Annotated in this window: 22 protein-coding genes; all 22 read right to left on the minus strand. The window is 61.4% G+C overall.

Annotation, left to right across the window (positions count from 1 at the left end):
* A complete protein-coding gene (locus D7S86_RS08105; protein ID WP_121085300.1) occupies positions 1–192 on the minus strand; it encodes an RMD1 family protein in 192 nt (63 codons plus the stop codon).
* A complete protein-coding gene (locus D7S86_RS08110; RefSeq protein ID WP_121085301.1) occupies positions 185–517 on the minus strand; it encodes a hypothetical protein in 333 nt (110 codons plus the stop codon). Before D7S86_RS08110 ends, D7S86_RS08105 begins: the two co-directional genes overlap by 8 nt.
* 79 nt (positions 518–596) lie before the next feature.
* Positions 597–1,070, minus strand: a complete 474-nt coding sequence (locus D7S86_RS29030) for a hypothetical protein (protein WP_147432263.1) — start codon at positions 1,068–1,070, stop codon at positions 597–599.
* Positions 1,067–1,987: a tail fiber domain-containing protein gene (locus tag D7S86_RS08115; RefSeq protein ID WP_121085302.1), complete on the minus strand. Its 921-nt coding sequence runs from the start codon at positions 1,985–1,987 to the stop codon at positions 1,067–1,069. Before D7S86_RS08115 ends, D7S86_RS29030 begins: the two co-directional genes overlap by 4 nt.
* A 121-nt stretch (positions 1,988–2,108) precedes the next feature.
* On the minus strand, positions 2,109–4,136 hold the full coding sequence (locus D7S86_RS08120) for a hypothetical protein (RefSeq protein ID WP_147432264.1): 2,028 nt from the start codon (positions 4,134–4,136) through the stop codon (positions 2,109–2,111).
* Positions 4,133–6,145 carry a hypothetical protein gene (locus D7S86_RS08125; RefSeq protein ID WP_121085304.1) on the minus strand — a complete coding sequence of 671 codons (2,013 nt, stop codon included), beginning with the start codon at positions 6,143–6,145 and terminating at the stop codon, positions 4,133–4,135. Before D7S86_RS08125 ends, D7S86_RS08120 begins: the two co-directional genes overlap by 4 nt.
* 15 nt (positions 6,146–6,160) lie before the next feature.
* Entirely contained in the window at positions 6,161–6,541 is a 381-nt protein-coding gene (locus D7S86_RS08130) for a hypothetical protein (protein WP_121085305.1), read from the minus strand.
* Between the two features lie 8 nt (positions 6,542–6,549).
* Complete coding sequence (locus tag D7S86_RS08135) at positions 6,550–7,428, minus strand: hypothetical protein (protein ID WP_147432265.1); 879 nt, start codon at positions 7,426–7,428, stop codon at positions 6,550–6,552.
* Positions 7,429–7,452: 24 nt separating this feature from the next.
* Positions 7,453–7,857, minus strand: a complete 405-nt coding sequence (locus tag D7S86_RS08140) for a hypothetical protein (RefSeq protein WP_121085307.1) — start codon at positions 7,855–7,857, stop codon at positions 7,453–7,455.
* 5 nt (positions 7,858–7,862) lie between these two features.
* Positions 7,863–8,192 carry a hypothetical protein gene (locus D7S86_RS08145; protein WP_121085308.1) on the minus strand — a complete coding sequence of 110 codons (330 nt, stop codon included), beginning with the start codon at positions 8,190–8,192 and terminating at the stop codon, positions 7,863–7,865.
* Positions 8,189–9,697, minus strand: a complete 1,509-nt coding sequence (locus D7S86_RS08150) for a hypothetical protein (protein WP_121085309.1) — start codon at positions 9,695–9,697, stop codon at positions 8,189–8,191. The genes D7S86_RS08145 and D7S86_RS08150 overlap by 4 nt, the downstream gene beginning before the upstream one ends.
* Entirely contained in the window at positions 9,694–10,752 is a 1,059-nt protein-coding gene (locus D7S86_RS29035) for a phage adaptor protein (protein WP_147432266.1), read from the minus strand. The genes D7S86_RS08150 and D7S86_RS29035 overlap by 4 nt, the downstream gene beginning before the upstream one ends.
* 756 nt (positions 10,753–11,508) lie before the next feature.
* Positions 11,509–11,847 (minus strand): carboxypeptidase-like regulatory domain-containing protein, encoded by a 339-nt coding sequence (locus D7S86_RS08165; protein WP_121085312.1) that lies wholly within the window; start codon positions 11,845–11,847, stop codon positions 11,509–11,511.
* A 2-nt stretch (positions 11,848–11,849) separates the two neighbouring features.
* Entirely contained in the window at positions 11,850–12,155 is a 306-nt protein-coding gene (locus D7S86_RS08170; RefSeq protein ID WP_121085313.1) for a hypothetical protein, read from the minus strand.
* A gap of 12 nt (positions 12,156–12,167) precedes the next feature.
* The gene (locus D7S86_RS08175; RefSeq protein WP_121085314.1) at positions 12,168–12,467 is read right to left on the minus strand and encodes a hypothetical protein; all 300 of its coding nucleotides are present in this window, start codon (positions 12,465–12,467) and stop codon (positions 12,168–12,170) included.
* Between the two features lie 65 nt (positions 12,468–12,532).
* Positions 12,533–13,513 carry an SU10 major capsid protein gene (locus tag D7S86_RS08180; protein ID WP_121085315.1) on the minus strand — a complete coding sequence of 327 codons (981 nt, stop codon included), beginning with the start codon at positions 13,511–13,513 and terminating at the stop codon, positions 12,533–12,535.
* A 15-nt stretch (positions 13,514–13,528) separates the two neighbouring features.
* Positions 13,529–14,608, minus strand: a complete 1,080-nt coding sequence (locus tag D7S86_RS08185) for a hypothetical protein (RefSeq protein ID WP_121085316.1) — start codon at positions 14,606–14,608, stop codon at positions 13,529–13,531.
* Positions 14,609–14,914: 306 nt separating this feature from the next.
* Entirely contained in the window at positions 14,915–15,196 is a 282-nt protein-coding gene (locus D7S86_RS08190) for a hypothetical protein (RefSeq protein WP_121085317.1), read from the minus strand.
* Entirely contained in the window at positions 15,186–17,405 is a 2,220-nt protein-coding gene (locus tag D7S86_RS08195) for a portal protein (protein WP_147432267.1), read from the minus strand. Before D7S86_RS08195 ends, D7S86_RS08190 begins: the two co-directional genes overlap by 11 nt.
* Complete coding sequence (locus tag D7S86_RS08200) at positions 17,398–17,583, minus strand: hypothetical protein (protein WP_121085319.1); 186 nt, start codon at positions 17,581–17,583, stop codon at positions 17,398–17,400. The genes D7S86_RS08195 and D7S86_RS08200 overlap by 8 nt, the downstream gene beginning before the upstream one ends.
* Entirely contained in the window at positions 17,580–19,073 is a 1,494-nt protein-coding gene (locus tag D7S86_RS08205) for a terminase large subunit (RefSeq protein WP_147432268.1), read from the minus strand. The genes D7S86_RS08200 and D7S86_RS08205 overlap by 4 nt, the downstream gene beginning before the upstream one ends.
* Entirely contained in the window at positions 19,074–19,451 is a 378-nt protein-coding gene (locus D7S86_RS08210; protein WP_121085321.1) for a hypothetical protein, read from the minus strand.
* Positions 19,452–19,548 lie beyond the last annotated feature (97 nt).

The following is a 19,548-nucleotide window of genomic DNA, read 5'->3' on the forward strand; positions in this document are numbered from 1 at the left end:
CTAGGCATGAGGATGGAAATACGTGAAGACTTCGACGACCGCCTCGATGGCGACGAGCACGATCACAATCCACTCAAGACGTCGACCGTGTTTCACTTCGCGCGTGTCTTCGAGTGCTTCAAGACGCTCGCTGTAGTGGTCGAGCCGTTCCTCGTGGAACTCGAAACGCTGCTCGATCAGATCGTCATCCATGAACGCGCAGGAACAGTTCGATGACGGCGATCACGACCGCACCACCCGTGAAGATCGCGGCGTATTTGCCGGGCACTGCGTTTTGCGCATCCGTGAGTTGCTTGTCGAACTTCTCTCCGATGTGCGTGCGCAATTCGAGAATGTCGTCCTTCGTCGCCACTCGGCCGTAAGCCTCGCGCAGCGTAGCTACGGTCTCGTCGAGTTTCGCGATGTGTTGATCGTGTCGCTCGATCGATTCGTCGTGGGCTCGAATAGCGGCTTTGATCTCCGCAATTGCAAGAGCGTGTACTTGGTCGGCGGCGTGGAGCTCGTCTGTCGTCGGCATGATTTCCCCGGTAGGAATCGAGTTAGGTGGTGGCGTTGTGATGGAAGGCGGTGACTAAACGGACGCACGGCGAAATGGCCTAAGGCACATACATTTCGATCGTGAAATTGTCGTTATTGCCGGGAGTAATCCACGCTCCGGATCCTGTTTGCGATACACCCAACCATTCCGTTGGGGATTCCTGCGTGAGAATCACGTACGAACCCGAAGTGTTGTTTGTGATTTTTATTTGTCCGCTCCAATTTGGAGCGGTCGTGAAAATCAGCGTGTAAGAGTTAATGCTCGGTTTTGACGTAATGCCTGACGTTTGTCCGCTGACGAATGGCAACGAAAAATTTACGAAGGACACGCCGCTTGGCATTTGCTCTCCGGCAACGCCTAAGTTCCCCGTAATGCTCCCGGTCTTACCGACTAATTCGCTGTAGCTGACAGGCAAAGCCGATTGGCCCGCTAGTGCGATAACCCGCGAGTCGCCCAAATGAAGTTGCAGTGAAGTGCCGATCTCGGTTGCGATTTCCGACATCGCAATTGGAAGCGCTGCGGGCAGTGTCATTTGACGGGTTCCACCAAAGCGCGAAGGCGAATGACTTCTTTCGCGAGTTCGACACATGCCGCGAGTGCAGCCTGCCCATACGCGACGCTCAGCCTTTCGTCGTCGTCCGCATGAATGGCCTCTTGCAGCACAGGAAGTAGCGATTGCGCACTCACGCCCACCTGTCGGATGCCTGTATCGATCCGTGTGTATGTGCCGCTTTTGACGTTCGCCAAGCGCTGAACGAAATCAGGAGGCAAGCTTTCCCAATCCTTCTTCAGGCGTTCATCCGAGAGTGCGGTGATATCGCCGATCGCGATGAAATTCCCGGTCTCGTCAATACTGCACAGCGCCGTGGTGTTGGTGCTGTTCCAGATGTAGAACTTCCCGTTCCATACCCGCAGGTATTTGTTCGGCGTCGTCGTGCCGTTCCCGATCATCTCGATACCGGCGCCGTTCGTGCTGTTGGGCGCATTCACCGTGAGCGTGCTGTTGCCGTTTGCGGGTTCGTTCAGCGTGAGACCCGGCAGCGAACTCAGCGACGCATACGCGGGATTGAGCATCCCCACGTCGACCTCAGACAGGCCGCTGTCAAGCGACCCGCTGTTATCAGGCACGATCGTGACCGTCGTCACGGACGTGAACACGGATGCGCTGATCGTGCCGTAGACGGTGCCACCCGAGTTGAACGTCCGCACGCGGCGCCCAACGGTATAAAGCGCCGTTTGATTCCCGGCGACCGAGAATTGCGTTGTGCTGATGTACGTGGGCGTGAGGCCATAATTCAGCCACTCCGGTCCCGCGTACCAGGCGGCGACGTCGGCCATCATCTGGCGCGCCGAGTCGTTCACCGTGCTCGGGGGCTGACCTTCCGCCCAATCGATCGCGCCCGCGGTAGCGTTATCCGCCGGGGTCGTGGACCACTGCCAAAGGGCCATTTCGGTTCACCTATAATCGTAAAAAACCCCGCACTCGGCGGGGTTCGGAGACAGCATGCTTTTCGAACTGATTAAGCAGCACTGGGTGGTCTTCCTGCTCATCATCTTCTTCGTGAACGTCCTAATTGGAATTCATGAGGCCGCCACGCGTAATCCCGCCGATAGCGGCTGGGAGGACCTGCCGCTGCAAGAGCCCGGGGAGCGCCTGTTGCGCAGCGTTGACGGTCGGGGCCGCACGAGCGTCCAAATACGGAAGCAGAGCGTTCGGGTTGAGAAGAAGATTCGATAGCTGAGCGTTCAGGCGGTTGCCGACCGCTTGCCCCACCTTGCCAATGCCACCCGCAGCGGCCAACCCTGCCCATGGATGACCTGCCGCGGCGGTCCCGACTCCAGCGATCGTGCGACCTAGCCCCGTAGATCCGCCGAACGCCGGCCCGTACAGATTGCGCGCGAGCCAGCCATTTGCCGCGAGGTTGTATGCCGTGTCGCTGCCCGGCGACTTGAGCGAGTTCGAGACGGTCGAGCGCTGCAAGTCCTGGCCGATCCCCTGCAGCGTATTCAAGGCGTTCGCGTCGATTCCATAGGGCGCGCCGCGCATGGCCTGCGTGAGTCCGCTGCGGAACGGCATCATCTGGATCTCGGGCGCGCCGCCGGCATTCATCGAGCGCGTGCCCAATCCGTTCGCGATCTGCTGTCCGACCTCCATCGTGTTGATCGGCACGCTGCCTGCCGCATAGGCGTCCTTCGCTGCCTGCACGCCGGGAATGTATCGCTGGGTCCAGCCGTCAACACTGCTCTTGAGCGCGGTAAGCGACGCCGCGCGCGAGTTCGCACCCTGGCGCTGCGCATCGTTGATCATGTCGCCGAGCGCGCGCGACGTATAATCGAGCGCCGAGCCGTTGATCGTGTTGCTGGTGGGCGTCGGCCACACGGGAGGCACGCCGCGCCCGACTGCAGCGTCGAGGGCCGCGGCACTGTGAGCGGCTTGCATTGCCTGCTGCATCTCAGGGATCTGTGCGTAGCGCATGAACGCGGGTCCGACATTGGCCGTCGCCGCGTGCGCTTGCTGGTACAGCGGGCTCGCAGCAGCGTCGCGCGCGGCTTGCGCGGCTTGCAGATCGGCCGGCGTGCCCGCGACGCCCATGAGCGCGCCCCACCGCGCATCGTTGTTGTCGATCCCGCGTTGCGCCAGCGCCATCTTGAAATCCGGGTTCGCGTTAGCCGCGGCCTTTTCTGTCGCGACGAGCGTCGGATTTGCGCCGGCCTGCGCGGTCGTCGGCTGTGAGCCGGGCACGAACTGCGGCGCCGAGCGGATATTCGCCGCAACGTCGCCAGCCTGATCGCCGAGTGCATTTGCGATTCCCTGGCCGACGTAGCGTCCCGGGTTCAAAACGGGGCTCAGAAGGCCCGTAACGCCACTCCCTACCGCTCGCCCTGCCGAGGCGACCGCAGGCGCAGCAGCGCCAAGCAAACCGCCCAGCGCGGCATTTCCGCCAACCTGCGACCAGTAATCCGGGCCGTTCGGGTTGATCGGCGATCCGGCCGACGCCAGCGCACCTGTGGCCGCGTTACCAAGGCCCGCGCCGATCAAGCGCCCAGCCGTGCCCCCCATACCGGGAATCGCGCGCACCGCATTGCCAACGGCTGACCCGGCATCCGCGACGCTGCCCATCGGCAGAAAGAACGGCGTGACGATCGAGGCGGCTTGCGCGCCCGGCGACGCGTTCTTGCTGAAATCCTGATCGGTCTTCGCTTGCGAGCTCGTGTCCGCGTTGGCTGTCGAGCGTACCGCGCGCGCGAGCGCCGTGTCGCGAATTCCAGGAATGGCGTTCAGGCCGCTCGATACGCCCTGCTCGACGAGGTTCGCCGCGTTGTTGACCAGACTGCCGATGCCGTGCGCAGCGCCGCCCGCGATCTGGCCGACCTGTCCTGACGTGAAGGCAGGCATCCCACCGGCCGAAAGGTCGCCGTATTGCGGGTCGCTCGCTGCCTGCGATGCAAGCATGGGGGGCTGCGAAGCTTGTGGCGCGGGCGATTGCGCGGGGGGCGGGCCGGACGTCGACGCATCCCGAGCGATCACACTGGCAATGCCTGGGGGTTGCTCCGCAGCGGCACGATCGCGGGCAATAACATCGCTGATGCTACTCATTTGAATTGCCCCGAGACAATATCAAGCGCTGCTTTCAACTGCGGATTCTGCGCTGCCGCTTGAAGCGCCTGTCCGCGCGCTGGTCCAGGCGGCATATTAAGAAGGCTCATGATTTGCGGCATCATCGCCGGGGAAATCGCGTTATCAAACGAAGCCGACTGCGCGGTATACGTCTTTTGATCCCCTTGCTGAAACACGGGATTGAGCGTCTGGCGCTTCAGGTGATTCCAATCGAGCTGATTGAGCTGATCATTCAGGCCCGACAATCGAGCATCAGCCGGGATATCAAAGGTCGGCACCGAATTATCGAGTGTGTCCCGCGACGCATCTGTTCCCCCGTTACCGAGTGCCTTGCCCTGCAAACTCACAAAGTTGGAGTGCGCCTTCAGATATTCAGCCGCATCCCCATTGACTCGCTTAGCCACATCTTGCGGAAGGAAGCGTGTAGCCCAGTCACCGACGCCTCCGTTTTGCGTAATGGCGATCATCTTTTGCAGAGCTTGCCGCGACGCTTGGTAGCTATTGTCCGAATCAGCGAGGTGACTCTGCGCTTCAGCCATTTGCGCGCTAGGCGCCGTTTGCGCTGCGTTAGCTGCATTCGTCGCGCCGAGTGGTGGCGCGGAAGCCATGGGGCCTTTCGCGGGCGCGCCGGCAACCGGGCTTGGTGCAGATTGACCCGATGCGCCACCTCCGATTGCATTGCGCCATCCGGGCGTTTCGGTATCGAACAGTGCGGGAAGGATTCGAGCGCGTACAGCTGGATCGCCCAGATTGATTGGATCGTTGACACCGATACCACTGGCCGCTGACATCGCTGCCGCCTTCGCGGCGGGGTCGTTGTTCCCGTCCCCCTTCGGTGCCCACCGGTTTGCGATGCCAGTTAGCGTGTTGATGCCGTACTTATTGCCGTACGTCGACAGAATTTGATCGGCCGCATTGATGCCGTCCTGCGGCGTCGAGAACGTCGAAAATTGGCCGTTCGCCCCTTTGATATTGCCGAAGTTGTTATTTCGAATGCCGACGGGCACCGCAGGGGCTGCTCCGTTTCCGTTCGCTGCGTCGGCGACGTTTGCCACGGTTTGCTGAACAAAGCCGCCGGCACCGTTGTTGGCGTTTTGATCCCACACCTGTTGAAGTTTGTATTGAGCGTTGCCGCCGGCGCTTGCCGCAGACGATGAGCGAACAGCATCTGTGCCGCCCGCCACAGGCACGACCGACCATTGCCCCGTGTCGTTATTGAAATTGTTCATATAGCCGGCTGGTGCTGCGCCCGGCGTACTGAATATCTTCCCATTCATGAGGAACGGAGAGCCGGGGCGCAGCGCGGTCGTAGCGTCCTTTTGGACGATGCCCGAGAGCGCGCTTTGGGCTTGTGGAGTGCCCTGGCCGTACGCAGCTGCGACATTCTTCATTGCGTCCGTGGGAAGCGCGTATGCGAGCGTCGGATCGTACTTCAGAGCCTCGCTCATCAGTTCCGAGCCGCCCTGGAACCCGCTCATGTTCATCAGCATGCCCTGGTTCCAGAGCTGCTGCGGCGTGCGGCCCATGATGAGCGGCGTCGCGCTCTGCGGCTGCGCTTGAGGCTGCGCGGGCGGCGCGCTCGATGCATTGGGAGACCCAGGCATCCCCATACCGGCGGACGCTCCGAATAGCCCCCCGCTGCCGTCACCCGTCGGCTGTTGCTGCGCGCTCTGTTGCGGTTGCTGTGCACCGCCGCCCATGAGGCCTTGCATCGCTCGCATCTGCATCGCTTGGCGCTGCATCTGCATGGCGTTCCCGAGACCTTGCGTAGCGCCCTGCATCCCGCCATTGAACGCTTGCCCGAGGTTGACGGGGATACGCGACGGTCCCGAAGCCTGCATGAGACCCTGAAAGAAGCCCATGAGCGCGGCTTTGTTCGGGTCGGTATAAAGGCCCATCAGACCGCCCGAACCGCCGCCAGACTGCGACGGGTCGGCGCTCGACGAGGAATCCCCCCCGCCGCTCAAAAGATCCATCAGACCTGCCATGTTCGCCCCCGATCCTTAGCTGCCACCGAGCAGACCGCCAAGGCTCGTGCCGAGGCTCGATAGACCTTGTTGCATCTGCGGATTGGAGCCCATCAGAGCCATCATCGGCATGACGGAACTGAGTTGCGATGCCGTGGACTGAGGCGTGCTCGTCCGTTGGCCGGCATTTCCCATCTGGCGCATCGCGAGCATCGCCAGAGGAAGCGAATTGCTGTTCGAGGATTGCGCGCTCGGCGACATGAACTGGCTTCCGTACGTCAGGCCAGATCCCGAGTTACCGAGTTGTTGCGTCATGGGGTTGAGCAACGCGCTCATATCGCTCGCGCTAGGCGTGCCACCAGACGATTGCAGCCCTGCGGGCGCCGTGAATCCGAAATAGGGATAGCTGCTCGACATAGATCACCTCACATGAGCAATGCGGCAAGCATCGCAGCGCTGCCCAAGCCGCTGATCGCCTCACCCGTTGTGTTTGAGTAATACGGCTGCGTCGTCGACGTCGAGCTTCCATAGTTGCCGCCAACGAGGCTCGCGTAATTGCTCAGCAACGACCACGGCGAACTGAGGTCGGCTTGATTCAGCGCCTGTTGCTCGCCGCCGGAGTTATACAGATTCGAGATCGCGCTGTTGATGGAGCTCGTCACGCTCGGGGCGTTCATTGACCCCGTAAGTTGCTGCTGCGCCGCGGTGTTGTAGTTCGACGAGAGTCCTTCAGCGCCGGTCAACTGGTTCTGTTGGTTCGTCTGATACATGCTGTTCGCCAGCGTCGCGTCGGTGTTGCCGAGCTGCGTGGCGAGGTTCTGCTGGTTCTGGCTGACCGCATCCTGATATGCGCCAGATCCGTACCGGCCAGCGGCTTCCATCGCACTCGATGTCTGCGGCGCGGTCGCGGTCTGGTATGCGCGCGTGATGGCGCTGTTTGCGGCGTCCATCGCGCTCGACTCATACGGGTCCGTCGCCATCGAGCCATTGGCATACGCGCTCAAGGTCGAGTTGCCCGGGTTCGAATTCAGATAGTCGCCGTTGAGCAGGTTCGTCGTGTACGAGCCGGCTGCGTTGTTCACGCTCGAAGCGAGTCCGGTATTCGTCGAATTTGCCTCGCTTTGCGTAAGGCCCATCGCTTGCAACTGTGCGGGCGTGAACTGTGCAACGGTCGACGACGGGTTTGAGGCCTCAGTGTTATAGAGGCCGCTCGCATCGCCAAAGATGCTCGACAGATACGGTTCCTGTCCGCTCCACGGCTGCGTGACTGAATTTGACGTGGTGGTGCCACCTCCGCTACTCATGGCGACCTCCCTCAAACGGATTGTTCATAGCTTTTTCTCGATGTAGACGTGTGTCATGTCGAACCCATGGCTGCGCATGCGTCTCGCCCAGCCGGGGCGCGCACAAAGCTCCATCGCGTGACATCCGTTTTCCTTCGCCCAGCGCTCAATAGTCGCCATCGCTTCGTCCTGCCACTCGGCCGCGTTGAGGCCGGTGACGATGCGAATCGTGCAAACGCGCTGTTTCGGGTAGTTCGCGAGACGGGTGATACCGACAGCGAATGCCGTCGGAGACTTCCAGATCCAAAGCTGGTCCTCACCCGTCAGGAGGCCAGCCAAAATGTCATCAGCGTCGTACTTGCCGCGATTACGCGCACACGCCTGCTCGATCCACGGACGCACCTCGGGCCAGACCGCATCGATTTCAGCGATCTGGATGCCGTAGAGCATGGGTGTCAGCCGATGAAAGTGACTGCGAACGTGCGATCGGTAGAAGCCGTATTCGCGTGCGTCAAGGTCATCTGACCTTTGACCTGCGCCGACACGTACAGGCCCGAGAGCGCCGCCGCCGCGTCAGCAGTCAGCGGGCAGAACGAGATCACGGTCGTCGCGCCGATGCGAGAATCCTTCACCGTCGTCGTCGTGGCACCGGCCGCAAGCGTGACTTGCGACGACACGTTGATCTTTCCCTGCGCTGCGTTGTTCGTCGTCAGAGCGAGTGCCTGCCGATGCTGCGCCTCGTTCTTCATGCTCAAGGGCACGAGCGGATAGCCTTGCGTGCTCATCGCGACCCCGTAGGTGACACGGCGCTGTCCGGAATCTCGATGCCCTGAAGATTCGTGAAGACGCCCGAGAGGCTGATGCGCGCGCGCAGATATCGCCCATCGACGCGCACCGGGCATTCACCGTTGTCGTTGATCGCGCTCGCGGCGCTGTACGTCGGCGTGTCGATCAGCCGGTTACGCGCGCCGATCTGGATCGTCGGCGATGCGCCGTCCACAAGCGGCCGAGTCGTCGTGACCAGCGCGCGCTTGCCCGTCTTCGAGAATGGCTCCATTTCGACCGTATCGGCGCTTGCAGCGCCCGGCGCGCCCGTGAAGTAGGCAAGCTTGTGCTGGGGCGTGAAAGCCGCCATAAGCACCTGTCCGCCCGTCCAGACGCGCGAATCAAGCGAGAACGGCAGCGTGTCGAGGTTGTAGCCGGTGCTGTCCAGCGATTCGAGCGAATAGCCCTGCGTGATCGCGCGGAAAATGTATTCGGCGTTGACCTGCGCAAAGCCCCACTTGTCGAGCGACCAGTTATAGACCAGCAGCGAATCAGGAATACCGCCAGGCGCTGAATTCGACGGATAGAGCCACATGACAAGACGATTCAGCGGATCGACCGACCCGATGACGTTCTGCAAGTAGCTCTGGTTCACAGTGGCCCAGAACGTCTTGTCAACGCGGTCAACACCAATCGGAATCGAATTCGTGCCGTCGAACGCGTAGAAGCCGTCTTCGCCCAGGTAATAGACGAGCGCGCCGAGTTGCGCGAGGCTCTTGGGAGCCGGCGTCCCGCGCACGCCTTCCGCCGGATAGAAGCCGAACACGGTCGGCGTGCCCTGAAACAAGACGCGCCAGATACCGCGCTCGAAGAAGATCGCCCCGTCGGCAGTCCCGAGGTTGCCGACCATCCCCATGATCCAGCCCTGATCGCCAGGGATGATCTGCGAGCCCGCCAGCAGTTCGGTTTCGATGTCGCTGCCCTCAACCGGCCACGTCGTCGGGTCGTCGATCGCGCACCACTGCACACGCTGCGGCTGAACGCCGTTCGTCGAGTCATACGTGTTGCCGACCATGACGAAATCGCGAATCGTCATGATGTAACGACCCTGCGGCGCCTCGGCTGACAGATCGGCAAATGCCGAGCTCGAATCGAGCACGTACGATTGCAGGTTCTGGCCGTACGAAGCCGCGATGATGTTCGCGCCGTACTGCGTGAAATACCAGCGCTCGCCGGCGGCCACGTTGTAATTCGTGTTGAGTGCGGAAAATCCCGTGTTGCCCGGTGCCTGCAGATAGAGGCTCGTCGCGTCGCCTGCGAACAGGTAGTTGTTGGCGCCTGTGTCGATCGCCGTGAGTGCGCCGAGGCATTGCCCAACGAGCCCCGTTCCGCCGAGGCCGACGAGCGTGCCCACCGGACCCCACGACTCTTTCGTGCGCGGGAACAGATTCACCACGCGCGCGGACGCGCTCGAAGCGTTGTTCGGCGGCAGATCGGGCGCGTAATCCGCGATCGGAATAATCATCCCGCCACCATCGCGAATGCCGAGCCGGACTGTTCTTCAGCCCGATCGGTATCGAGGAAGTCCTGCATCTCAGACAGATACTCCGCATCCCATACCTGACGGCGCTCGTCATCGCTCAGAAAGCGCGCCACAGCCGCATTGCACGCCGCGAGTAGGATCGTCGGAATATAGGCCGTCATCCAGTTGACGTTGTTCGTCTGCGTGAGTTGCGGGAAGCGACGCCAGTAGATGCCGCTGATCGAGTACTGCGCGTCCGGGAATGGCCCGAACGTGAAGGCCGCGCCATCGCGAGCGATGTACGCCGGCACGCTATCGGCGCTGCGCGTCGGGTATTGCGTATAGATGAACTCTGCGTTGCGCCGTTGAAGCTCGAACATCTGACCGCTCGCACTGCACAGGGTGTATTTCAGACCGAGATAGCCAGCCGGCAAAGCTAGCGTGCCGTCGGTGCCAATCGTCCCGGTCAAAGGCGACTCGATCGCGCGCACGCCAGACCCGCGGTTCATCGAGAAGATGTCGCGATAGATCTTCTGCTCGGCCTTCTGGATGAAGTAATCGACGTAGGCGGCAATGTCCGTCCGAGCGAACCAATCCTGCATGGCCTGCCCTAGCGACGCATAGTCATAGACGCCCGATACACCAGTCGGATATGCCGGATCTACCGGGCGAACGAAGATCGTCATGACGAAGCCTAGCGAACGCGCAGGTAGTTGATGATGCCGCCGCACGTTTGAGTGCTTGTGGCAAATATCGATCCGCCGACCAGATATACCGTGGTCGTCGTGCTGATGGGAACGACAAGCGGCGGCGCTGCCAGAATATTTGCCGTAGGGGCGGCTGTGGTCCCGTAAATACGCTGGCCTGCGTTCGTGTTGAACGTCGCCGACGTGGTCGAAATGCCCGCATAAAACGACGTCGTGGTTGTCGTCGATGCTGGACTGAATACGACGTTCCCCCAAACCAGCCAAATGCCAGGCGAAAGGCTCACCGACTGGCAGTTCAGCGGCGTATTGGTCGTCATCGAGACGCCGCTTGATAGGCCCGTGGTGCCGCATTCTCCAACGAGCCCCGTTGCAGCGCACGCGCCGGTCGTCAGACCGGCTGCTGTAGCAAGACCGCCAGATGCATTCGGCGCCGCCGCTAAGGCTGTTGCGACACCGGCACCAAGACCTGATACCCCTGTACCGATCGGCAAACCAGTCGCGTTCGTGAGCGTGCCGGCTGAGGGAGTGCCTATATTAGGAGTCGTCAGCGAAGCGTTCGTGGCGAGAACGACGCCGCCCGATCCGGTGGGCGTCGCTGCAAGCGCGGTCGCCACACCGGTTCCGAGGCCAGAGATACCGGTCGATACAGGTAGTCCTGTCGCATTTGTGAGAGTGGCAGAAGAAGGCGTCCCGAGGGACGGTGTAACGAGCGCCGGCGAATTCGCGAAGACGGCTGAGCCCGATCCGGTCTCGTCACTAAGGACGCCCGCCAGTTGCGCACTTGTCGTTGATGCGAATTGCGCGAGCGATCCGGTCGTGAGTCCGATTCCGGTTGCGCAGAAAAATCCAGTCCCCCCTACATAGTTGAGGGCGCCCCCAGAAGCGGCGCATGCAGGCACCGTAAGCGCGACAGGCGCTGCGGCGGACGCCCCTGCATTCCCGAGGACGGTATTTGCTGCCTGGGGGGCGAGACTCGCGGGCGGGAATCCGCCGCTTACCGTGAGAGCGCCATTGATCGTGACGTTGTTGAACGTGGGGCTCGGGTAACTTTGCGCGAGCGCCAGCAGCGGCGCCAGGAGGGCCGCAACGAGAATGCGTTTGAGCATGTCAGGACACCGAGATGACGCCGCCGTTGTTCCAGGCTTTGCCGGACGACGATGGGAGGGAAGTCGGAAGGTCGCCGGGGAGAAGATCGACGAGCAGAATGTCCGTAATCGTCAACGGCTGAATGTTGTCCCCGCTGATCGAAAGCGAGTAATGGCCGTCGGCCGCATAGAACGAGAACTGGCCGTTCGTGTCGGTCGTCAACGGATTCGCGGCCTGGGTCACGCCGTTGTCCGAGTAGATCGTCGCAAGCGCGCCGGCCGGATAAGTGTTCACCTGAACCGATGCATTGGCGACCGGCAGCCCCGACGCATCGGCCACACTGTTCGTGTACTTTTGCATGGTCAGATCCGCTTGTTTGTCGTGCGGAAGGCCGCGTATTCGGGGCCCTTCAGGATCTTCGCCACATACGGCCAGTGATCCTTGTTCATGAAATCCCAGCCATAGCGCGTCTTGATGTCGAGCAGCACGACGGTCGGCACAGTCATCGTGCGCCGCATGTCGGGCGTGCGGCCCATCGTGTTCTCTTGCACGCGCGCCTCGTGCGCATGCTTGAGCACGGCCTCCACGTCCTGCTGATAGCTGAGGATGACTTTGCCGTCTTCCTCGTGATACCGCGTGCTCATGCCGTCCGGGCTGTTCGGATTCATCGCGCGCTCCGATCAGTGAGTCACTTCAATGACGTTCAGCGTGCCCGTCGACGTCCCGTCCTGAATCACGGCGATCTTCTCGCCGGGAGCCACGCGGACGAGTTGCGGGTTGTCGGTCGCCTTTACCAGCATGTCCGTCGTGAGAGCCGTCGGCGTGACGCCCACCGCAACGTGACAATTTCCCGTCGCCGAGATCTGCACCGCCTGAACGTTGTCAGCGAACGCCGTTGATGCCACCGATGCGCTGCCGAGCGTGAGGTTTTGCCCTTTTCCGGCCAGCGGTCGCCAGGGGCTCTGTGTTTGCCATCCCATTTCGGACGCTCCAATGAAAAGGGGCGCCCCGAAGGACGCCCCTGGTTCAGGCAGGAACTACGCGATCAGCCGTTCGTGTCGAAGATCGCGCCGTGCGCATGCTCGTTGCCCATTTCGAGCGTGTACTCAGTGATCAGCATCTTCTGATCGCTGTCACCGGTCTTCGCGAGCGGAACCGTTTGGAACGGACGCAGATAGGCCACACGCACGTAGTCCGGGTTGATGAAGAACATGTCGCCCGAGTGCGCGAGGAAGATATCGGGGATGATCTTCACATCGCCGAAGTCCGATTCGTACACATCGACCGCGGTGTGCAGGGTCTTGTCCTCGACTTCCGTGAAACGCGTACCCGGACCGCTGAACGCCGAGATGTTCTGCTTGTTCACCGACGACACGAGCGCGTATTCCGGGCACTCACCCGACGAATTGAACACCTTCTGAAGCACTTGCTTGACCATGGCCTCGGTCACGGCAACGGTGGTGCCGTTGTACGTCCGCGTGCTCGTTCCATCGGTCCAGCCATTCGCGTTCAGCGTCGGATTTGCGCCCGAGGGCGAGCCGCCCGTTTGGAACACGGTGTTCGTGTACAGCCACGCCGGCAGACCTGCGGACGTGCGGGCCGTCGTGGACGAACCAGCGCTGCGACCCTGGTTGTACGTCAAGATGCCCTCCATGTCGCGCTTCAGTTCCTTCGACTTCTTCAGGAGCTGATAGCCCATCTTGTTCGTGCCGCCGGCCGCAATAACCGCTTGCGACGTGCCCGAAATCTGGACGGTCTTGTTGGATATCTGCGTGTTGTTGCCCATCCGCGCCGTCGGCGTCAGCGTCTGGCTCGTCGGATTATCACCTTCGACTGCGGCGTTCGCGAGGTTCTGCGCGGCCAGAGCGTCCGTGTTCCATTCGTGATACGTCTGGTCGGCTTTCGTCCGCTTCGCCATGTTCAGAAGCGGCGTCTTGTAGGGATCCACGTTGTAGATCGCGTTGATCATGTCTTCACGGATGTTCTTCTGCGTGAAGGTCTGGAAGGTCCCGGTTGGAACGGTCATGATGCTCTCCAGTAATCAGCCGAAGGTATCGAACAGCGCCGTCTGCGCATCGATATCTCGGGGATTGCGATTGAATCGCTCGACCGCCTGTGCGCGCCGAGCCTCTTGGGGATTGACGTCCGTCCGAGATCCCGGTTTCGCCACAACGGGCGCTTGCCGGACCTGCTTCAGTGCCTGGGGAGCATTCGCTTGGAGGGCCTGATATCGCGCCGCGTCATGCAGAATCAGCATGTAACGGTGGTCGAAAATCTGGCTGAGCTCGGCGTCTTTGAACCCAAGGCCGCGGGCGTACTGCGTCATCTGATCTTTGTCTTTCGCGAACGCGGCCCGGTCGCGCCACTCGGGGCGCAGACCAAGCATGCGTTCGTTCTCAGCGGCGATCGACTGTTGGAGCGTCGTCTGCTGATGTTGCTGCGCGAGGGCTTGCTGTTGCTGCAACTGCGCAAGGTGGTTCTGGATCTGCCCTTGGCGCTGCTGAAAGTCGCTCTGCATCGCGGCGAACTCGGCCGGATTCTCGACACGCAGACGCCCCCAATCGACCTTCTGATAGTCGTGGTTGAGCATCTGCAACGCGAGATTGCCGAGGTTCTGGTTATGCGTGAATTGCTGCTGGAACGCCGTGCGAAATGCTTGTCGCTCTTGCTCGAACGCCGCGCGCTGGTTCGAGAGCTCGATGCTCTTGTTGTTGACGTGGCCTTCGAGCTGATAGCTCTTGAGCACTTGTTCGAGCGGCACTTGCGTCTCGACGCCATCGATCTTCGTGGTGACGTGGAGCTTCATCACGGACGTCGGATCGACCTTGAGCGATGTCAGCAGCGCATCAAGGCTTTCGTACGTCGGCGCTTCGGCACCCTGCTCGGTTTGCGCGGTCGGGTCATCGCCTTGACCATGCTGAGTCGTGGCGTCGTCTTGCTGGCCCGTTTGCGCGGTCTGATCGGCATTGGACGAGGCAGACTGATCCGCACCTTGCGATTCCTTCGGCGGCTCCCCGCTGGGCTCGAACGCCCCAGCGTTATAGAAGCTTTCGAATTGCGATTCGGTGCTGTCCATCAGTCCCGCGGCGCCCGTTTGGGTGGTCGCTTGCGTGCCGTCCATTTGCTCACCTCAATAAAAAAGGGCCCACCGAAGTGAGCCCTATGTGAAAATCATTTCAATCGATCAAAAGGAAGCGCCATGCATCCCTTTTCTCACCAACCCATGCTGAGTTCGGTATTCGGCGTAAGCCCTGAACTCAGCCCGTTCTTTCGTGCCAACACTCAACACTTTTTCCGCAAGGGAAGTTCGGCAACTCGACGTCGCTGGTCTGGCCGGAACAAAGCAGCAATGCGTGGCAAACGACACGTGACCGTTGATCTTCAGAGCGCCGCGCGGCGAACCGTTGAACAGTGGGACGCTTCATAGTCAGCCGAAAACTCTGAACCGCTTCTTGCGTTCTTCTTCCTGCGCGACCTGGAACTGCGCGATCTCGCCGGTTTGCTTGATCTGCTCGATGTACTTCTCCAGCGCGTCCCAGCACTGCAGCGCCGTAATCAGCCGCGTGTGCATGACCTGATCCGACAGCGGAACGGCGCGCATCTGCGCCTCGATGCCTTCGAGCACATGCTTGCGGGCAGCCTGAAAGACTGCCGAATCGAGCACCTGGGCAGCTTCACCGCCGCGTGCGATGTCTTCGTCAAGCCCCATTGCGGACCTCGCTCACGTCTTGATTCATCATCGCGCCTGCGTTGGCGCCCGGATCCTGACGCAACTGCGCGGCGAGCACCTGGGCGAAGGCCTTGATGAGCGTCTGCATCTCTTGCGACTGCATTTGCGCCATCTGGATATCGCGATCTGCCCCTCCCTGACGCGCCGAGTGCAGGATTTCCGCTTGGGCCTGAAGTCGGGCCGACTGTTCACTCGCTTGCGCTTGCACGAGTTGTGATTGCAGTCGCGCGTTCTCGGTTGCCTGCTGGCCCTGCGTCTGCATCTTCGTCGTCTGAGCGTCGAGCTGCGCGCGCTGCATTGCGCCCTGCTCTTTGATCTGCGCGACCTGGACCTGCGGATTCGGCTGCGGCTTGTGCTGCTGCATGTACTGCTGATACTCGGGCGAATCCGGGTCCATCGCGAACTCGGTCGCGTTCTCGTAGCCCAGCAGATGCGTGATATGGCGGAACGTGGCATAGGCCTGCTTCGGGCCGACGAGACCGAATTGCGCGAGTTCCTTCTGAGCCTGTCCGAGCAGCATGGCGTTCGAGCGTGCTTCCTCGCGCGTGCCGGAACCGAGCCCGACATTGATGACGAGCTCAGTGCGCTCGCGCCATTCGGCCGGGTTGACGTTGCGCCATTGCTTGTTCGTCAGCATGAATTGCATCTGCTGATCCTGATGCCGGCGCAGCAGGTTGTGGATCTTCTGGAACACGTCCTTGACGCCCTCAGCGAGCAAGCGCGCGACAAGCTGGACCTTCTTCGCCGCGGCCGACATCGAGGCCAGTTGACCGCCCTTCGTGACGTCCTGCAGCGCATCCGCATCGACGCCCATCGTGTCCTTGCCGATACCTGTGCGCATCTCACGCTGCAGGTCGCAGTATTCGAGCGCCGGCAGGATCTGCTGCATCAGGTTCGACGGCATGCTCAGCGGCAGGATCGAATTGCCTGGTGCGCCGGTCGTGCGGATGATGCCGCCCGGCCGTGACGTCAGCAGATCGCCCATATTGACGTTCTTCCAATCCACAGCGAGCCGCTGATTGTTCGAGACGTACAGGTTGTCCAGCGCCTGACGGAACAGCGTCGTCTTGATGACTTGCAGGTCGTACAGCAGGTCGTAGTAGCTGATGCCGACGTGCCGGTGCGGCATACGGATCGGCGAGCAGTACGAATACGACACTTCCTCGCACTCATCGTTGTCGAGGATCTTGTCGCCGCCCACCATCACGCGGCGCAGCTCGGCAATCCCGTCGCCGTCGAAGTCCACGCGGATGAACACCGTGCGCAGACTGATCAATTGGCTTGCGGGATCGCTCGGATTTTCCTCGGACAGCTCGTCAGTGACCTCGTTGCGAGCGAGCGCGATCAGATCCAGCCAATCCGGCTGCGCGATCTCGATCCGGTTGACGGTATCGGCGTCGAAACCCATCTCGATCAGATCCGATCTGCTCTTCTTGCACTCGTGCTCGGTGAACGGCGATTCGTCGAGGCCGTGACGAGCCTGCGGCGACACGCGCATTTCCTCGGGCGGTACGCATTCAACCTTGACCTCGCCGACCTGGCGAGTACGGCGAATCTTGATGTCAAACGTCGAGGTCTGCTGCGCGCCCATGGGCCCAACGATCAACTCGTCCTTCTCGTCCTGCTCCAGCACCTCGATATCGTCGTCGGTCTGCATCAGCATCGCGAGCTCGATTTCGGTGAGGCCCGTGTACGACTCGACCGCCGTCTTGCGCTTCTTGAGCCAGTAGCTGTTGACGTAGCCGTTGCGCAGCAGCAGCGCGTCCTTCAGGAAGTCGTGCAGGATGATGAAGCCCGGATTCTTCTTCATGAAGACCCAGTTGACGACCTCGGTTTCGAGCTCGGCCTGATCTTCATCGCCCGGTGCTTCAGGGTCGAACACGACGGGCTTCCCAGAGCCGACGAAGATCTCCATCAGCGTCGGCATGATCCATTCGACCGTATCGCGCAGCTCAGGCAGCACGACTTGCGAGCGGTCCTCGATCTCGTTGCCGAGCGGCCGGCCGAAATACGCGTTGAGCGCGTTGTATCGGTCGAGTTCGAGCGTCGTCATGTTCTGCGCCGCCGGCTTGATGTTGCCGCCGACGGACGGCCCGACCGACACCGATGAGCCAAGCGCGGACTTCTCGTAGTTGCCGATGAGCGCCAGCAACTCGGAATCGCTCATGCGCTTCGAGTCTTCAGCCATTCGCGGGCACCTTCTTGGCGGTTTGCGGAGTCTTCGCGCCCTCGATCTTTTCTAGACGCAGTTCGATGGCGGCCATGAGGCTCAGCATTTCGAAACGGCTGAACCCTTCGAGGCGCGACTCCAATTCGGCCACGCGCTGCTCCAGCCGATCGACCTGCGCCTGCAATGCGATGCTCATACGACCCCCGATTTCGAGTACTTCAGATCGCCGCCCCAGTCGGAGCGATCACGCAATCCGACCTGCTTCTGCCCCCACTGGCGCAGTGCGTCTGCGGCGTTCGAATGCTTGTCGTGCTTCGGATAGTCCTTCCAGCAGCCGCCCTTCTCGTCCCATTCCTTCGAGTACTTCTCAAGGTGCTCGATCCCTTCCTTGCAGTGCTCGATGTCGATGAATGCGGACGACAGCGCCATGCGGGTCTGCTTGATGCCGACGGTCACGTCGTCGATGCGCGGCACGATCTCCGTGTCCCGCACACCGAGGTCGTTCAGCATCTGCTCGACGCTGCGATTGTGGAATCCCGTCTGCAGCCGCTTGTGCGTCGCATCGTGCGGCAGGTAGTGCTTCCCGAAGTTGTAGCCGGTGTCGCGCAGGACCTGAACGAAATGGTCGAGCGTGCGGCCGTTGGCCTCGTAGAAGCGCAGGAAGCGGTCTTCAGGGCCCACGATCTGGTGAAACCAAATCGCCGTGGTGTCGTTCGCGCCCAAGTCCCAAAACGTGTTGACGGGTACCGAGCGCTCATATGGCACGTTGCACAGGCGCCGATCGCGGCGCATCGTATCGAACTGCTCGCGATACCAAGCGCCTTCGTTCGATGCTTCAAACGCCTCGTCGGCCGTGCTCGGATACTCGCGCTTCATGTCCTCTTTCAGAACGGTGCGCGTCGCCACGTACCAGGCGCGCTTGCGGTCCGACAGCGGCGCCCCCGTCTTGCGTTCGATCTCGTCGAAGTACTTTGTGTCGAGCGGCGAGAGAACGACAGAGCCGGGCTGAGCCTCATACTCGTCGCGGCGCCACCACGGGAAGAAGTGAAACCGTTCCTCGATCGCAAGATGATGCTGGCCGACACGCTTGCGGGCACGCTCAACCATCTCGTAGAACGGCCCTTCGCGGCCCTCTGCGGTCGATTCGACGAACAGGAATCCGTCTTGCGCGACGGCCGGGATTGCGCCAGTCACGATTTCGCGCGCCTTCTCCGGATGCTTCGCGCAGATCTTGCCGAATTCGGACACGTGCAGGTATTGCAGCGTGCCCGAGCGCATCGACGTCCCCACCCGCACGCTTGAATTGTTCGACAGCAGCAGCTCGCTCGTGCTGTCCTGCTTCGGCGCGCGCTCGGCGCGGATGCCGTCAGGCAGGCGGTCGTATGCGAACTTGATCTTGTCGCGGAAGATCGTCGTGACGTTCTCCAGCGAGTCAGCGATGACACCGGCGCGCACGTTCGAATTGAACACGCACGCATCGAGGAAGATGAGCTGAATCAGCGTCGAGAACCCGAGCTGCCGCGCCTTCAGGATCACATTGCGATAGTGCAGCGCTTCGAGGAACTCGGCCTGCTCTGTGTTGGGCGCGAACTTGACGACCTCGCCGCGCTTGTCCGTGATCCAGTACAGGTTGTGCAGACGCCAGACGGGATCTTTCCACTGATCCACGTTTAGCCGAGCGTTCATTTACGCTGCATCCTTGGGTTTGAGTGCGCTGCCTTCGACCTGCGAGAGCAGCAATTGAATCGGGTCAACGCCGACCTTGCCGCTGTGGTCGATCTCGTGACGATCGCGCCATGCGTGCTTCTGACGGTTCTTGAGCCAGAAGATGCACGCCGTCGTATCGCCGCCGAGCGCCCGGTCGTAGAGCGATCGAGCGACCAGCGAATCAGCACGCGCCTTGCCGTGCTCCAGCGCTTCAGCGAACGACGGGTGATCGCGCTTCCAGTTGCGCAGCGTGCGATCGGTCACGCCCAGGAAGCGCGCGATGTCCTCGTCCTTCGCCCCGAGCAGGCAATAGTTCTTGCCCAACTCGTCGTATTCCGTCTTGTATCGGTCCGCCATCTTTAGCCGCGCCCTTTCGGGTAGCGCTCCAAGTCAGCACTTCAACGCATGCCCGGCGAGTGCCATCGCTGTCACGATCACCGCGAGGATCAGCACG

The sequence above is a fragment of the Pararobbsia silviterrae genome (genome assembly GCF_003628125.1).
In the GTDB taxonomy this organism is placed as follows: domain Bacteria; phylum Pseudomonadota; class Gammaproteobacteria; order Burkholderiales; family Burkholderiaceae; genus Pararobbsia; species Pararobbsia silviterrae.

Excerpts from the sequence above, each read along its gene's own strand:
- D7S86_RS08105 (WP_121085300.1), bottom strand. The coding sequence starts at position 192 with ATGGATGACGATCTGATCGAGCAGCGTTTCGAGTTCCACGAGGAACGG.
- D7S86_RS08110 (WP_121085301.1), bottom strand. The coding sequence starts at position 517 with ATGCCGACGACAGACGAGCTCCACGCCGCCGACCAAGTACACGCTCTT.
- D7S86_RS29030 (WP_147432263.1), bottom strand. The coding sequence starts at position 1,070 with ATGACACTGCCCGCAGCGCTTCCAATTGCGATGTCGGAAATCGCAACC.
- D7S86_RS08115 (WP_121085302.1), bottom strand. The coding sequence starts at position 1,987 with ATGGCCCTTTGGCAGTGGTCCACGACCCCGGCGGATAACGCTACCGCG.
- D7S86_RS08120 (WP_147432264.1), bottom strand. The coding sequence starts at position 4,136 with ATGAGTAGCATCAGCGATGTTATTGCCCGCGATCGTGCCGCTGCGGAG.
- D7S86_RS08125 (WP_121085304.1), bottom strand. The coding sequence starts at position 6,145 with ATGGCAGGTCTGATGGATCTTTTGAGCGGCGGGGGGGATTCCTCGTCG.
- D7S86_RS08130 (WP_121085305.1), bottom strand. The coding sequence starts at position 6,541 with ATGTCGAGCAGCTATCCCTATTTCGGATTCACGGCGCCCGCAGGGCTG.
- D7S86_RS08135 (WP_147432265.1), bottom strand. The coding sequence starts at position 7,428 with ATGAGTAGCGGAGGTGGCACCACCACGTCAAATTCAGTCACGCAGCCG.
- D7S86_RS08140 (WP_121085307.1), bottom strand. The coding sequence starts at position 7,857 with ATGCTCTACGGCATCCAGATCGCTGAAATCGATGCGGTCTGGCCCGAG.
- D7S86_RS08145 (WP_121085308.1), bottom strand. The coding sequence starts at position 8,192 with ATGAGCACGCAAGGCTATCCGCTCGTGCCCTTGAGCATGAAGAACGAG.
- D7S86_RS08150 (WP_121085309.1), bottom strand. The coding sequence starts at position 9,697 with ATGATTATTCCGATCGCGGATTACGCGCCCGATCTGCCGCCGAACAAC.
- D7S86_RS29035 (WP_147432266.1), bottom strand. The coding sequence starts at position 10,752 with ATGCGGCACCACGGGCCTATCAAGCGGCGTCTCGATGACGACCAATAC.
- D7S86_RS08165 (WP_121085312.1), bottom strand. The coding sequence starts at position 11,847 with ATGCAAAAGTACACGAACAGTGTGGCCGATGCGTCGGGGCTGCCGGTC.
- D7S86_RS08170 (WP_121085313.1), bottom strand. The coding sequence starts at position 12,155 with ATGAATCCGAACAGCCCGGACGGCATGAGCACGCGGTATCACGAGGAA.
- D7S86_RS08175 (WP_121085314.1), bottom strand. The coding sequence starts at position 12,467 with ATGGGATGGCAAACACAGAGCCCCTGGCGACCGCTGGCCGGAAAAGGG.
- D7S86_RS08180 (WP_121085315.1), bottom strand. The coding sequence starts at position 13,513 with ATGACCGTTCCAACCGGGACCTTCCAGACCTTCACGCAGAAGAACATC.
- D7S86_RS08185 (WP_121085316.1), bottom strand. The coding sequence starts at position 14,608 with ATGGACGGCACGCAAGCGACCACCCAAACGGGCGCCGCGGGACTGATG.
- D7S86_RS08190 (WP_121085317.1), bottom strand. The coding sequence starts at position 15,196 with ATGGGGCTTGACGAAGACATCGCACGCGGCGGTGAAGCTGCCCAGGTG.
- D7S86_RS08195 (WP_147432267.1), bottom strand. The coding sequence starts at position 17,405 with ATGGCTGAAGACTCGAAGCGCATGAGCGATTCCGAGTTGCTGGCGCTC.
- D7S86_RS08200 (WP_121085319.1), bottom strand. The coding sequence starts at position 17,583 with ATGAGCATCGCATTGCAGGCGCAGGTCGATCGGCTGGAGCAGCGCGTG.
- D7S86_RS08205 (WP_147432268.1), bottom strand. The coding sequence starts at position 19,073 with ATGAACGCTCGGCTAAACGTGGATCAGTGGAAAGATCCCGTCTGGCGT.
- D7S86_RS08210 (WP_121085321.1), bottom strand. The coding sequence starts at position 19,451 with ATGGCGGACCGATACAAGACGGAATACGACGAGTTGGGCAAGAACTAT.